Here is a 14,042-nt window from a genome sequence, read left to right as displayed (position 1 = left end):
CCACGACGATGACGCAGAGCCCCGTTAACACTGCCACCGTTCGCCGCACGCCGGCCACCCCCCGTCGACCCCTGGGTCCACACTGGAGATCATCCGGCGGCGAATCAACCCTTTCGGTCCTGGCCGAAGGCAGGCAGGCTGTTGCCATGCTTCGCCTCCACCTCGGGTCGGCCGACCTGTGCCGGGTGCGCTTCGCCAACCGGTTGCATCCGGTCGGGATCGCGCTGCTGGCCGGTCAGTGGCTGCGCGATCCCACGGTCGCGGCGATGGCACCGACCCTGGCCGAGCGGGCGGTGGCGGCCGAGGGCACGGCTACCGCCCAGGCTGCCACCGCGATCCTGCGGCACCTGCTGCCCGACCGGGGGCGTCTGCCGGACTTCGTCACGCCCTTCGCCGGCCTGGAGTCGGTGGAGGCCGGTCTGGAGGCGATTCGGGCCACCCCGGCCCGGCGGGTCCGCGCCGAGGTCACCATGGCGTACGCGGACACGCCGGCCAGCCCGCTGCGGCGGCGGTTCGCGGCGGCCGACCCGGAGGTGCTGGACCTGTTCGGCGGGGCCGTGCAGACCTGGTTCGACACGGTGCTCGAACCGCACTGGGCCGAGCTGGTGTCCTCGTACCGTCAGCAGGTGACGTCTGCCAGCCAGCGGCTGGCGCAGCACGGGCTGGCCGGTCTCTTCGCGGGTCTGCACCCGGCGATCCGGTGGCGGGAGCCGGTGCTGGAGGTGCGGACGTGGTGGGACGCTGATCTCCCCGGCACCGGCCACGGGGTCATCCTGCTGCCCTCCCCGTTGGCCGGGCCGCGCCCCCGGGTGCTGGTCGAGCAGGGTTACCCGATCCTGCTCGTCTACCCGGTGGTCATGCCCGCGCCCGGGCCCTCCGACGACGGTTCCCTCGGTCGGCTGCTCGGCGTCACCCGGGCGCAGGTGCTGCGCCGACTCGCGGCCGACGGCGGGTTGACCACCACCGTGTTGTCCCGGGCGGTCGGGATCAGCCTGTCCTCGGCCTCGGAGCACGCCCGCGCGCTGCGGACCGCCGGTCTGGTGGCCAGCGAGCGCGAGGGCGGGGCCGTCCGACATCGCCTGACCTCGCTCGGCGCGGAGCTGTTGGGTGCTGGTCGTCCTGTTGAGCGTGATGCCCCTGAGTCATTTTGATGCCTGGTAGTCATCGGGCTCAGTAGGGCGACCGGCCTGCCAGGTCGGCTGCCGCCCGCTCGGCCCGCCAGGCAGGCACCGCCGGTGGGCTGCCGTAGGGTTGCGGGGTGACGACGCGTGTGGCGGCCATCGACTGCGGGACCAACTCGATCCGACTGCTGGTCGCCGACCTGCCCGATGCCTCGACCGAGCCGCAGGCGCCGCTTGTCGACCTGACCCGGCGGATGGAGATCGTCCGGTTGGGGCAGGGCGTGGACCGCACCGGCCGACTGGCGCCGGAGGCGATCGAGCGGACCCGGGTGGCGTTGGCGTCGTACGCCGCAGACATCGAGAAGCTGGGTGCGCAGCGGGTACGGATGTGCGCCACCTCGGCCTCCCGGGATGCCGCCAACGCCGGTGACTTCACCGACATGGTTCGGGCCACCCTCGGTGTCGCGCCCGAGGTGGTCAGCGGCGACGAGGAGGCCCGGCTGTCGTTCACCGGCGCGGTGCGCGGGTTGCCCGCCGACGCGAAGGAGCCGTTCCTGGTCGTCGACATCGGCGGTGGCTCCACCGAGTTCGTGGTCGGTGACCGGGCCGCCGGAGTGCGGTCGGCGATCTCGGTGGACATCGGCTGCGTCCGGATGACCGAGCGGCACCTGCCCGGCGACCCGCCGACGTCCGAGCAGGTCGCGGCGGCGCAGGCCGACATCGCGGCAGTGGTGGACCGGGCGCTCGCCGTGGTGCCCGGTCGCGAGGCGGCCACCCTGGTCGGCCTCGCCGGGTCGGTCACCACAGTTGTCGCTCTCGCGCAGGGCCTGCGGGAGTACGACCCGGAGCGCATCCACCACGCCCGGGTGTCGTACGAGGAGGTCACCCGGGTGACCGCGGAGTTGCTGGGTCAGACCCGTGCGCAGCGGTTGGCGAACCCGGTGATGCACCCGGGTCGGGCCGACGTGATCGGCGCGGGAGCGCTGGTGCTTCGCGTGATCATGGAGCGGGCCGGGATGCCGTCGGTGGTCGCGTCGGAGCACGACATCCTCGACGGCATCGCCTGGAGTCTCCAGCCGGCCGCAGCAGGCTAACCAGAGCGCTTGAGCAACTCGTCGTCATTGACGTCGCGGTGTCCGAGCGCCTCGGATGCCCCGACTTCCTGAAAACCGAGTCGATCTCGTCCGGCCGCGCTTGCCCGCCCGCCCGGCGTGTCGCGGTGGATCCGTTGACGCTACTTCGCATTACGCAGTAGTGTGCAATGCGTGGACACCACACAGTTGCTGAAGGGCGTGCTTGATCTGGCCGTCCTGGCCGTGCTCCGAGAGGAGGACGGTTACGGTTACGACATCCTGCGCCGGCTTCGCGAGGCCGGCCTGGAAGAGGTCGGTGACGCCTCGGTCTACGGGACGCTGCGCCGCCTCTTCGCCGCCGGCCTGCTCACCACCTACGTCGTTCCGAGCGAATCCGGGCCGCACCGCAAGTACTACTCACTCAACGCCGCGGGGCGCGACCAGCTGACCCGCTCCGGCAAACTCTGGCGCTCGTTCGCCACCACCATGGACACTCTGCTCGACGATCGGGGGCTGGCGGCATGACCGTCACGGAGCAGGAGATCACCGACTACGTGGCGCGGGTCCGGGCCGCTCTGGCCGACCTGCCGCCCACGCAACGCGACGAGCTGACCGAGGATCTGGCCGACCACCTCACCGAGGTCGCCGCCGAGTCCGAGGGCACCCTGGTCGAGCGGTTGGGCGAGCCCGAGACGTACGCCGCCGAGCTGCGCGCCGCGGCCGGCGCCGCGCCGGGCAGCGGGCGCAACCTCGACCAGCGGGTGGCGAGCGCGATGGCCCGGGCCCGCGGCCGGCTGCGCGCGATGGACACCCGTCTCGGCCCACCCCTGGGGTACGCGACGGCCAGCGACTTCCTCCGACTGCTGCGCCCGGCCTGGTGGGTGCTCCGGGGCTATCTGGCGGCGATGCTGGTCACCGTGGTCACCACCGGTGGCGAGTTCGGGCTGCTGCCGAGGCTCGGCGGTGAGCTGCTCGCCGGCCTGATCATGCTGATCGGCTTCCTGCTCGGCTCCATCTGGATCGGTCGCCGTTCGGCCCAGCTGACCCGCTGGCCGCGCTCGGTCGTGCAGGTGAGCAGCGCGGTGCTTGTGGTCTTCGCGCTCGCCGCACTGGTCAACGCGGAGAACGGGCGTGACAACGACTACTACTACGACCAGACCTCGGTAGACAGCCAGTACAGCCAGATCCGGGACGTCTTCGTCTACGACGGTGAGGGCCGGCTGGTCGAGAACGTCCGGCTCTTCGACCAGAACGGCAATCCGATCCGGCTCGGCTATCACCCGGACTGCCCGAGCCCGCTCGACGTCTATGGCCAGCCGTTGCTGCGGCCGTACCCGTACTGCCCGGATCAGGCTCCCTTTGGGCCTCGCGGCCCGGGGGTGCCTCTCCTGCCGACGCCGCCCACGACCACGCCCGACCCGAGCAGCACCTCCAGCTTGACCGGAACGCCGACGCCAACGGCCACCGGTCAGCCCACGGCGGGCCCGAGCGCGACGCCGAGCGGCACACCAACACCCACCCCGACGAGTTGAACCACGATGTGAACTGGATCATGCTGGTGCGGCTGGGAAATAGCTGAACGGACGAGGCGAGCGGGACGACACCGGAAATCAATGATCGTTACGGTGTCGTCTGCTCATCAACCCCTCGGAAGGAACCCCCGTGCCAGAGCAGGTCGCACCGCCCCCCGCGCCCGACGCCGAAACCCCTGAGCCGGCCGTCGAGACGCCACAGGCGGCCGTGCCGCAGCAGGCCAAGCCGGAGTCGGCCACCGAGGCGCCGCAAGCGGCCGCGTCGGAGTCGGCCCCCGAAACTCCGCAGCCGGCCGCGCCGGAGCAGGCTGAGTCGCAGCCGGCCGAGTCGCAGTCGGCCGTCGAGACGCCGCAGCCGGCCGAGCCGAAGGCGGAGAAGTCCGGTGCGAAGAAGGCCCTCGGCATCGTCGGTGCGATCCTCGCCATCGTCGTCATCGCCGGCCTGAAGTTCGGCGTCGCCTCGGCGATCGGCAACTTCTTCAACAAGGACGAGACCGCGGACGCCAAGACCGGCGACTGCATCGCCGAACTGCCCGAGGTCACCGGCACCGAGCAGGAGGAGGTCGACGGCGCCAAGGTCGTCGAGTGCACCTCCACCGACGCCGCGTACAACGTGGTCGGTCGGGTGGACGGCCAGAGCGAGGCTCAGGCCAAGGCCGAGACCACCTGCACCCAGTACTTCAAGGCGGGCGAGGAGGGGTACATCTTCTCCAGCATCGAGCCGGGTAAGACGGGCTATGTGCTCTGCCTGACCAAGAAGGTCTGACCGGAGCGGTAGATCGGTGTCGACGGCGGCGGGAGAGACCCCGCCGCCGTCGGCGTACCCGGAGTCACCGGCGGGCGAACAGGAGGTGAATGCCACTGTTCCGGCGTCTTCCCGACGGCCCCGCGGCGTGGCAGGCTACCGGCACGTAGGACCACTGGGCGACCAGCCAACGATGACTGACCGCTAGGAGGACGGCCCATGGGCGAAATGGTGAGCTACCGCGGCAACGAGGGCGCGAGCGAGGGGTATCTCGCGATACCCGCCAGCGGCACGGCCAGCCCCGCCGTCATCGTCATTCAGGAATGGTGGGGTCTGGTCCCGCACATCCGGTCGGTGGCGGACCGGTTCGCCGAGGCCGGTTTCGTGGCCCTCGCCCCGGACTTCTACCACGGTGAGACGGCCAGCGAGCCGGACGAGGCACAGCGGCTCCTGCTGGCGATGCGGATGGACGAGGCGGCGAAGGACATCGCCGCAGCGGCCGACTATCTCGCCGGGCGGCCCGAGGTCACCGGTAAGGTCGGTGCCGTGGGCTTCTGCGCCGGTGGCAGCCTCGCCCTCTGGTCGGCCACCATCTCCGAGCGGATCGTCGCCACCGCCGGGTTCTATCCGGTGCTGCCCTGGGAGTCGATGCGCCCCGAGTGGGCCGACTACGCCGGCAAGGCCGCGGTCATCCACTGCTCCGAAGAGGACGGCACCTCGGCCGACGAGGGCGTACAAACCGCCCGTCGGGCCATCGAGGAGGCCGGTGGCGACTGCCACCTCTACGACTACCCGGGCACCTCGCACGCCTTCTTCAACGACGACCGGCCGGAGGCGTTCGACCAGCGCGCCGCCGCCAGCGCCTGGGCACGCACCCTGGAACTCTTCCGGGCCAAGCTTGGCTGAGACGCGTACCCCCGAACAGGTGGTCGCCCGCGCAGCGCGGGCGACCGACCTGGCCGACCTCGACGCGGCGGTGAGCGACTGTTTCGCCTGCCCACGGCTGGTCGAATGGCGGGAGGAGGTCGCCCGCACCCGCCGGGCCTCGTTCCGCGACCAGGAGTACTGGGGACGACCGGTGCCCGGCTTCGGCACCGGTGACGCGCGGCTCGCCATCCTCGGGCTGGCGCCCGCCGCGCACGGCGGCAACCGCACCGGCCGGATCTTCACCGGCGACCGGTCCGGCGACGTGCTGTTCGCCGCGCTGCACCGCGCCGGGCTGGCCAACCAGCCGACAAGCGTCGCCGCCGACGACGGGCTCACCCTGCGGGACCTGCGGATTTTCTCGGCCGTCAGGTGCGCGCCTCCGGACAACAAGCCGACCCCGGCGGAACGGGACACCTGCGCACCCTGGCTGCACCGTGAGGTCACGCTGATCCGGCCCACGCTGCGGGTCGTGGTCGCGCTGGGCGCGTTCGCCTGGGCAGCGTGGTGGCCGGTGCTCCGCGCGGTGTACGGGCAGCGCCCGCCCAGCCCGCGACCGGCGTTCGGTCATGGGGCACACTGGTCCGGCACGAACGCTCCGGACTTGCTGGGCTGCTACCACGTCAGTCAGCAGAACACCTTCACCGGGCGGTTGACACCAGGGATGTTGGACGACGTCTTCGGCCAGGCTAAGCAGCTGGCCGGAGTGGACTGAGACGACGCGTGGGGTGGTGGCGATGACAGACGGAACACGCCCGCCCACGCCGGCCCCGTCCGCCGAGTCGGGTGTGCTGCCGCCGGTGCTCGGCCTGCTCCGCCGCTGGTGGCCGGTCGGCACGGTCGCCGTCCTGCTCGCCGGCGCCGCGCTGGCGTCCGCTCACTCGTCGATCGGGGCCAGCCGGATTCCGCCGGCCGCGGACAACGTTCCCTGGGTTCCCGAGTACCCGACCGTCGAGCCGTCACCGTCCATCCCGATCGAGCCACGCGACGCCGGTGAGGCCACCCAGGCGCACATCCCGCAGTGGGTCGGCACGGTGGCGGTGGTCCTACTCGGGCTGGCCATTCTCGCCGCACTCGGCTACCTCACCTGGATCCTGATCCGGGGCGCGCTGCGCCGCACCACCCGGGCACTACCGGCGCAGCGGGCCCGCCGTACCGCCGAGGGCACCGCCCGGGAGGTGGTCGCCGCCCTCGACGCCGGCCTCGTGGAACTCGACGACCGGGACACCGACCCGCGGGTGGCGGTGATCGCCTGCTGGGTGCGTCTGGAGGAGACCGCCGCCGCGGCCGGTGTGCCGAGGCTCGCCGGGGACACCCCCACCGACCTGGTCAGCCGGCTGTTGCAAGGTGACCCGGCCGCGGGCGTGCCGGCCATCGCCAGCACCGACGTGCTGGCCGAGTTCGCGTACGTCTACCGGGAGGCCCGGTACGCCACCCACCCGGTTGGCGAACGTACCCGGGACCAGGCCCGCGCCGCGCTCGGCCGGCTACGCGGAGAACTCACCGCGGCGGTGACCTCATGAGCAGCACCAGCATCGACGATCTGCTCGCGTTCGAGGAGGAGGCCGCGCCGGCCGGTCCGCAGGCGCGCCCGTCCCGATGGCGTCCGGTGCTGCGCTCGCTCGCGTGGGCCGCCGCGCTTGTCGCGGTCCTGCTGGTCGGCCTCCGCGCGGTGGGCCTCCAGGTCTCGCTGCCCGTACTGATCGCCGGGGTGCTCGCCGTGCTGGCGGTCCGCCGGGTCACCGCCCTGCTGGCGCCGCCACCCCCGCCGCCGCCGACTCGCCAGGCCGGCGCGGGCGAAGAGGACGGCAGCTACAACTGGGACGCCCGGGACGCGCTGCGTGGCGCGATCAACCAGTGGGAACGCCCCCTGGACTGGTCCTCGAACCGACCCGAACGATTCACCGAGGTGGTCCTGCCCCGGCTCGGTGAGCTGGCCGACGAACGGATGCGGCTGAAACACGGCGTCACCCGTGAGTCGGATCCCGCCCGCGCTCGCGTCCTGCTGGGTGAACGCCTGTGGACGTTCCTGGAGACCCCGCCTCGCCGCACCCCGTCGCCGCGCGACCTCGCGGTGATCGTCGCCGAACTGGAGAGCATCTGATGAACGACGTGGACCGGAGCATTGCCCCCGCCGAGGTCGGGCACCTGGCTCGGGCGGTCCTGGACGCGGTCGGCACCGTCGTGGTCGGCAAACGGGACGCGTTGGAGCTGGTCCTCGCCGGCATCCTCGCGGGCGGGCACGTGCTCCTGGAGGACCTGCCAGGGCTCGGTAAGACGCTCACCGCCCGCTCGTTCGCCCAGGCCCTCGGGTTGGATTTCCGACGGTTGCAGTTCACCCCCGACCTGCTCCCCGCCGACGTCACCGGCTCGTTCCTGTACGACCAGCGCAACGGCGACTTCACCTTCCGGGCCGGCCCGGTCTTCACCAACCTGCTCCTCGCCGACGAGATCAACCGGACGCCGCCGAAGACCCAGTCCGCGTTGCTGGAGGCGATGCAGGAGAAGCAGGTCTCGGTGGAGGGTGTGACCTACAAGCTGGACGAGCCGTTCCACGTGCTGGCCACCGCCAACCCCATCGAGTACGAGGGCACCTACCCGCTGCCCGAGGCGCAGCTGGACCGGTTCCTCCTGCGGGTCTCGTTCGGTTACCCGCAGCACGAAGAGGAGTGGGAGGTGCTGCGCCGTCGGATGAGCCGTCGCCGGGAGGAGGCGGACATCAAGCCGGTGGTCGACGCGGCAACGCTGCGGGCCATGCAGGCCGCCCTGGAGGACGTGGTGGTGGAGGACTCCATCGGCCGCTACATCGTGTCGCTCACCGCGGCCACCCGGGAGCACCCGTCGGTGCTGGTCGGCGCCTCACCTCGCGGTTCGCTGGCGCTGCTGCTGCTGGCCCGCGTCCGCGCGGTGTTCGGCGGACGGGACTACGTGGTGCCGGAGGACGTCAAGTCGGTGGCGGCGCCCGCCCTGGCGCACCGGATCACCCTGCGCCCGGAGATGTGGTTGCGCCGGGTCGACCCGGCGTTCGTGGTGGCCGAGGTGCTGGAGGCGACTCCCGCCCCGGCCAGTGGCGCGCTGCCCAGCTACGCCGCCGGCGGGCCCCGGCACTGATGACCGGACCGACCGTGCCGAGGGCCACCGAAGCCGAACCGGCCGCCGGCTGGGCGCCCACCCCGGCGCTCGGCCGCGCGGTGCTGCTCGCCGGCCTGCTGCTGGTGGCCGGGGTGCTGCTGGGTCGGGTGGACCTGATCGTGCTTGCCGCCCCGTTCGCGCTGGGTACCGCGTACGCGCTGCGTCGACGGCCCACGGCGCTGCCACAGGTGTGGATCAGCCAGGGTGACGGCGGGCCGCTGGTCGAGGGTGGTGACGTGGCGGCGGCGGTGAGCGTCGGCAACCCGGACACGGTCGACTACGACCTGGTGGTGATGCGGTCCCGAGTGTCGCCGTGGTTGCGGATCGACCGGGCCGGCTTCGCCCGCGACGAGGCCGTCGACGACGGGCAGCCGAACGCCGTCCCGACCGGTGCGACGGCGCAGGGCAACGACCGGCGCCGTTCCGTCGCGGACCGGCCATTCGTGACCTCGGTGCCGATCGCTGCCGCGGTGGACCTGGAGTTGGCCGGCAAGGCCCTGCGCTGGGGCCGGCACCCGATCGGCCCCGCCGGTGCCCGGGTCGCCACGGCCGGCGGCCTGCTGGTCTCCCGAGCGGTGATCACCGAGCCGGTCCGGCTGCGGGTCTACCCGCGTACCGAGCCGTTCGAGGCAGTCGAGGCGATGCCTCGTGCCGCAGGCCTGGTCGGGGCGCACCACTCCCGTCGACCCGGCGAGGGCGGCGAGCTGGCCGGCGTACGCGTCTTCGCCCCCGGCGACCGGCTGCGCCGGATCGACTGGCGGGTCTCGTTGCGGGCCCGGCAACTGCACGTGGCCGCCACCCTGTCCGACCGGGACGCGGAGGTCGTGGTGTTGCTCGACGTGCTCGCCGAGGCGGGCCGCTCCGGCGGGGTGGGCGGCGCGGCCTCGGTGCTGGACACCACCGTCCGGGCCACCGCCGCGATCGCCGAGCACTACCTGCATCGTGGCGACCGGGTCTCCCTGCTGGAGTACGGGCCGGCAGCCCGCCGGCTCCGGCCGGCCGCCGGGCGACGCCAGTACCTGACCGTCCTGGAGTGGCTGCTCGACGTCCGGGTCCACGCGTCCGCGCACGAGCCGTACGACCAGGTCTTCGGCCCGCAGTTGCTCTCCTCGGACGCGTTGGTGGTGGTGCTCACCCCGCTGCTGGACGAACGGTCGGCGCAGATGCTCGCCCGGTTGGCCCGCGGCGGGCGGTTCGTGGTGGCGGTCGACACGTTGCCGACCGACCTGGCGTCGCCGAAGGACCGGGGCTGGGCCGAGGTGGCGTACGGACTGTGGCGCCTGGATCGGGAGGTCATGATCGGGCAGCTCCGGGAGCACGGCGTACCTGTGGTGCGCTGGGCCGGCGCCGGCAGCCTGGACCAGGTGCTGCGGGACGTGGCCAGGTTGGCGACGGCCCCAAGGGTGGGTGGCCGGTGAGCGCGTTCGTGGAGCGGGTTCGGGCGGCGCAGTACGCCGTCGCCCGCATCAGCGCGGCCCCGCTGTTGGTTCGGGCCGCGATCTTCGTCATCGTGTTTGCCGGGTTCGCGCTGGCGTTCCCCGCGGAGGTGCTTTCCGGCCGGCCGATCCTCTTCCTGGCGGTGGCGGCCCTGTTGCCCGCGTTCGGGCCGCGCAAGGTCTGGGCGACCTTCACGGCGTTGGTCACTGTCGGCGGTTGGCTGCTCGCCACCGACGGGTACGGCCGTCCGGTCGCCCTGTGGCGGCTGCTCGCCGTCGCGGCCCTGCTCTATCTCGGTCACACCCTCTGCGCGCTGGCCGCGCTGTTGCCCTACGACGCGGTGGTGGACCCCGAGTTGATCACCCGTTGGTTGGTGCGGTCGGCCGCCGTGTTGTTGGGTGCCGCCGTGCTCGGCGTGCTGTTGTTGCAGGCGGCGGGGACGGGTGGCGGGGCCGGACACCAGTGGGTGACGGTGGTGGGGCTGCTGGTGGCGGTGGGGACGGCAGCGTTGCTGGGGTGGCTGCTGCGCCGCCGGTGACGGCTGCGAACTGAGGGTTACGCAGGTCACATGGGTTGTGCTCCGTCACAGATGGGGGGCGCGAGCGGGATTACCTGAGCCGGCCGGGGAAAGATAGACAACGTGAATCCGAAGCGGATCCTTGTGGTTGGTGCCGGGCACGTCGGTCTGTACGCGGCCCTGCGCCTGTCGAAGAAGCTCAGCTCCCGTGAGGCTGAGGTCATGGTGGTTGACCCTCAACCCCACATGACCTATCAGCCGTTCCTGCCCGAGGCGGCGGCGGGCAACATCTCCCCGCGGCACTCCGTGGTCCCGCTGCGGCGGGAGTTGCGCCGGTGCAAGATGGTGGCCGGCACGGTCACGCGGATCGAGCACGACCGCAAGGTGGCCACCGTGCAGCCGATCAGCGGCCCGGCCCGGGAGATCACCTACGACCACGTGATCGTGGCCCCTGGTTCGGTCTCCCGCACCCTGCCGATCCCCGGCCTGCACGAGCAGGGCATCGGGTTCAAGACCATCGGCGAGGCGATCTACCTGCGCAACCACGTGCTGGATCGGCTCGACGTGGCGGCCGCCACGCCGGATCCGGACGTCCGCCGTTCGGCGCTGACCTTCACCTTCGTCGGCGGTGGGTACGCCGGCATCGAGGCGCTCGCCGAGATGGAGGACATGGCTCGCGACGCCCTGCGGTACTACCCGGAGCTCAAGCAGGACGAGGTCCGGTGGGTGCTGGTCGAGGCCACCCAGCGGGTGCTGCCCGAGGTCGACCGGGACATGGGCGCCTACACCGTGCAGCAGCTGATGAAGCGCAACATGGACATCCGGCTGGACACCCGCCTCGAGTCCTGCGTCGACGGGGTGGTCAAGCTCTCCGACGGTGACAGCTTCCGCTCCGACACGATCGTCTGGACGGCCGGCGTGAAGCCGTCGCCGATGCTGGACGCGACCGACTTCCCGCGCGACGACCGTCGGCGGATCACCTGCCTGCCCACGCTCCAGGTGGTCGACGGTGACCAGGTGGTCGAGGGTGCCTGGAGCGCCGGCGACTGCGCCGCCGTACCGGACCTGACCAAGGAGCCGGGCAACTTCTGCTCACCGAGCGCTCAGCACGCGGTGCGCCAGGCCGCCCGGATGGCCGACAACATCGCGGCCGTGATCCGGGGCCGCGAGCCGGTGAACTACAAGCACAAGCACGTCGGCAGCGTCGCGAGCCTCGGCCTGCACAAGGGCGTGGCCCAGGTGTACGGGATCAAGATGACCGGTTGGCCGGCCTGGGTGATGCACCGGACGTACCACATGAGCCGGATCCCGTCGTTCAACCGGAAGGTCCGCGTGGTGGTGGACTGGTCGTTGGCGTTCTTCCTCAAGCGTGAGGTGGTCGCCCTGGGTCAGCTGCACGACCCGCGCGAGGAGTTCGCCGAGGCGTCCCAGCCGGTCGGCGCGCCGCGCGTCTGATCTCAGGTCTGCAAAGGGCCCCTCCCGGCTTGGGAGGGGCCCTTTTGTGCTGCGGTGCCGGAAGCACCCAGCCGATCATGGAGTTGTGGTGCCGGTTTGGTTCCACAGCAGGCGCTTTGTCACCCACCACAACTGCATGATCGACCCGGGCGGGGTGGGGGTGGGGCGGGGTGGGGTGGGGGTGGGGTGGGGGTGGGGTCAGACGCGCCAGGTCCAGGCGTCGGCTATCCGGGTCGCCGGGCCGTAGAGCTGCTCCAGGGTCGTCCGCAGGCTTTCCGCGTGCGGGGCGTCGTCGGTGAGCGCCACGCAGGAGGCACCCCAGAAGTCCGCGTCGCGGGCTGCCTGCCGGCGCTGCTCGTCGCCGATGGCAGGTTGGTCGCCGCGCCGCGCGACATCCGCCAGTAGTGCGGAGGTGGGCTGCTTGAAGGTGCCCATCGCCGCGGTGCCGCCCCTCCCGTACGGGCCGATGAAGAAGCCTTCCGGCAGCCCGAAACCGGCGTCGGCGGCGATCGCCCAGCGCATCGGCCAGGGCTCCTTCGGGGTGGGCAGCGGCACCGGGACCAGCACCCCTCCCGGCGGTACGCACTGCCGCCAGTGGCCGCCGGTGATGAACTCCGGCACGGCCGGTCGGCCGGTGGTCGGCAGGGGGGCCGGGAAGATCGGCAGCAGCGCCACGCCGACGGCCAGTGGCACCAGCCGCCGCGCCCGACCGGAGCTGCGCAGGGCCCGGTCGACCGCCAGCACCAGCAGCGTCGCGACGATCGGCAGCAACGCCAGCGCGAACCGCATCGGCAACGCCCCGTCCACCACCGGCAGCCCTCCGATCAGGGCGTACGGGCCGGGGATGGCCGTCCGGGTGCCGCCGAGCACCACCTCCGGGCCGAGCGAGAGCGCCCCCATCACCAGACCCGCCACGACGCAGGCGAAGACCAGCCGGCGTCGCCCGGCCCAGATCGCGCACACCGCGGCGACCAGCAGCAGTGGCCAGCCGAGGAAGGTGTTGTACTCGGCGGGGCCGGTGGTCAGCCGGGCGGACTCGTCGCTGCCGGCCACCGACAGTGGGGAGAGCGTCCACCAACTGCTCAGGTCGGCGGAGAAGTAGGCCGGGGTGAACATTCCGTCGGCGACTCCCTGCGGCCCGGCGAACTGGAACCACAGCGGATAGCCGAGCACCAGCAGGGCGAGCCCGGCGGCGATCGCCAACCCGCCGACGAAGCCGGGGAGCGCCCGGCGGGCCAGGTCCCGGTCCGCCACGGCGTACCCGACCGCCATCACCAGCAGCGTGACCGCGGCGAGGAAGAGCACCTCCTCGCCGATGAAGACCTGGGCGGTGACCGCGCCGGCCAGCCCCGCCGCGGAGGTGAACTGCCGCCGACGATCCGGCCCACCGCTTCGGGTACGGCCGGCCTCGTCGGGTGTCCAGGGCCCCGGGTCGGACGCCCGTAGCAGCCGGACCACCAGCCAGACGATCACCGGCACCAGCCACTGGGCGGTCATGTGCAGGTGGCTGTTTGTCTGCGAGACCATGCCCGGCCCGAATCCGCACAGCCCTCCACCGAGCGCGGCGGCCAGCCGACGGACGCGCAGCGTCCGGTGGAACAGCAGGTACCAGGCGAGGGCGGTGCCGGCGAGGTTGGCGGCGGCGAGCAGCGCGAAGGTGACCGGCGCGCCCAGCAGCAGGGTGACCGGCGCGAACAGGACGCCGAGCGCGATCACCGTGGTGTTGGCCATCAGGTTGACGCCGTCGGGAGCGTTGAGCCGGTCGGTGAGCAGATCGAAGTCGCCGAGCAGCGCGCGGGCGTCCACCGCCAGGAACCACTCGTAGAGGGCCTGGTCCTCCGGGTTGAGCGCCAGGGTGCGGCCACTCGGGTCGGGCCACAGCCCGTGGGTGAGCCAGCCGGCCAGCACCGCGAAGATCAATGCGGTCAGCAGGTCCGTCCGGTGCCGGCGGACGGCGGCCAGCAGCCGGGTGGCCCGGGGTCGGCGGTTGACGCGATCGGCGAGGCGGAATGCCTGCTCAGGGCCGGCGTCGGAGGCCGTGGGGGCTGCGCTGCTCACGGCATCGACCCTAATGTGGCCGGGCCGGCGGGGTACGCCGGGTCGCCG

General features: G+C 72.3%; 14 protein-coding genes. 13 read left to right on the top strand and 1 reads right to left on the bottom strand.

Annotated features, from left to right (window positions below):
• The first annotated feature begins 146 nt into the window (after window positions 1–146).
• The 13 genes from ACLQ3B_RS06080 (at window position 147) to ACLQ3B_RS06020 (ending at window position 11,936) form a co-directional block, all read left to right on the top strand.
• Window positions 147–1,151, top strand: coding sequence for an ArsR/SmtB family transcription factor (locus ACLQ3B_RS06080; protein ID WP_425778143.1), 1,005 nt, complete (start codon window positions 147–149; stop codon window positions 1,149–1,151).
• 119 nt (window positions 1,152–1,270) lie between these two features.
• A complete protein-coding gene (locus tag ACLQ3B_RS06075; protein ID WP_425779777.1) occupies window positions 1,271–2,215 on the top strand; it encodes an exopolyphosphatase in 945 nt (314 codons plus the stop codon).
• Window positions 2,216–2,386: 171 nt separating this feature from the next.
• A complete protein-coding gene (locus ACLQ3B_RS06070; RefSeq protein WP_088986312.1) occupies window positions 2,387–2,719 on the top strand; it encodes a PadR family transcriptional regulator in 333 nt (110 codons plus the stop codon).
• Window positions 2,716–3,726: an HAAS signaling domain-containing protein gene (locus ACLQ3B_RS06065; protein WP_425778140.1), complete on the top strand. Its 1,011-nt coding sequence runs from the start codon at window positions 2,716–2,718 to the stop codon at window positions 3,724–3,726. The genes ACLQ3B_RS06070 and ACLQ3B_RS06065 overlap by 4 nt, the downstream gene beginning before the upstream one ends.
• 130 nt (window positions 3,727–3,856) lie before the next feature.
• The gene (locus tag ACLQ3B_RS06060; RefSeq protein WP_425778138.1) at window positions 3,857–4,492 is read left to right on the top strand and encodes an LppU/SCO3897 family protein; all 636 of its coding nucleotides are present in this window, start codon (window positions 3,857–3,859) and stop codon (window positions 4,490–4,492) included.
• Between the two features lie 198 nt (window positions 4,493–4,690).
• Window positions 4,691–5,377, top strand: coding sequence for a dienelactone hydrolase family protein (locus ACLQ3B_RS06055; protein WP_425778136.1), 687 nt, complete (start codon window positions 4,691–4,693; stop codon window positions 5,375–5,377).
• Between the two features lie 19 nt (window positions 5,378–5,396).
• Window positions 5,397–6,110 carry a uracil-DNA glycosylase gene (locus ACLQ3B_RS06050; RefSeq protein WP_425778134.1) on the top strand — a complete coding sequence of 238 codons (714 nt, stop codon included), beginning with the start codon at window positions 5,397–5,399 and terminating at the stop codon, window positions 6,108–6,110.
• Window positions 6,111–6,132: 22 nt separating this feature from the next.
• Complete coding sequence (locus ACLQ3B_RS06045) at window positions 6,133–6,918, top strand: DUF4129 domain-containing protein (RefSeq protein ID WP_425778132.1); 786 nt, start codon at window positions 6,133–6,135, stop codon at window positions 6,916–6,918.
• Window positions 6,915–7,499 carry a hypothetical protein gene (locus ACLQ3B_RS06040; protein WP_425778130.1) on the top strand — a complete coding sequence of 195 codons (585 nt, stop codon included), beginning with the start codon at window positions 6,915–6,917 and terminating at the stop codon, window positions 7,497–7,499. The genes ACLQ3B_RS06045 and ACLQ3B_RS06040 overlap by 4 nt, the downstream gene beginning before the upstream one ends.
• On the top strand, window positions 7,499–8,506 hold the full coding sequence (locus ACLQ3B_RS06035) for an AAA family ATPase (protein WP_425778128.1): 1,008 nt from the start codon (window positions 7,499–7,501) through the stop codon (window positions 8,504–8,506). Before ACLQ3B_RS06040 ends, ACLQ3B_RS06035 begins: the two co-directional genes overlap by 1 nt.
• The gene (locus tag ACLQ3B_RS06030; protein ID WP_425778126.1) at window positions 8,506–9,945 is read left to right on the top strand and encodes a DUF58 domain-containing protein; all 1,440 of its coding nucleotides are present in this window, start codon (window positions 8,506–8,508) and stop codon (window positions 9,943–9,945) included. The genes ACLQ3B_RS06035 and ACLQ3B_RS06030 overlap by 1 nt, the downstream gene beginning before the upstream one ends.
• Window positions 9,942–10,502 (top strand): hypothetical protein, encoded by a 561-nt coding sequence (locus ACLQ3B_RS06025; protein WP_425778124.1) that lies wholly within the window; start codon window positions 9,942–9,944, stop codon window positions 10,500–10,502. The genes ACLQ3B_RS06030 and ACLQ3B_RS06025 overlap by 4 nt, the downstream gene beginning before the upstream one ends.
• Window positions 10,503–10,604: 102 nt before the next feature.
• Window positions 10,605–11,936 (top strand): NAD(P)/FAD-dependent oxidoreductase, encoded by a 1,332-nt coding sequence (locus ACLQ3B_RS06020; protein WP_425778122.1) that lies wholly within the window; start codon window positions 10,605–10,607, stop codon window positions 11,934–11,936.
• Window positions 11,937–12,134: 198 nt separating this feature from the next.
• On the opposite strand, the gene ACLQ3B_RS06015 is transcribed toward ACLQ3B_RS06020, so the two are convergent.
• Window positions 12,135–13,994 carry a hypothetical protein gene (locus tag ACLQ3B_RS06015; protein WP_425778120.1) on the bottom strand — a complete coding sequence of 620 codons (1,860 nt, stop codon included), beginning with the start codon at window positions 13,992–13,994 and terminating at the stop codon, window positions 12,135–12,137.
• Between the last annotated feature and the right edge of the window lie 48 nt (window positions 13,995–14,042).

This window comes from Micromonospora sp. DT53 (assembly GCF_049841535.1).
Taxonomy (GTDB): Bacteria; Actinomycetota; Actinomycetes; order Mycobacteriales; family Micromonosporaceae; genus Micromonospora.
Note: the sequence above shows the minus strand (reverse complement) of the source record. Positions and strands in the feature narration are given on the sequence as shown.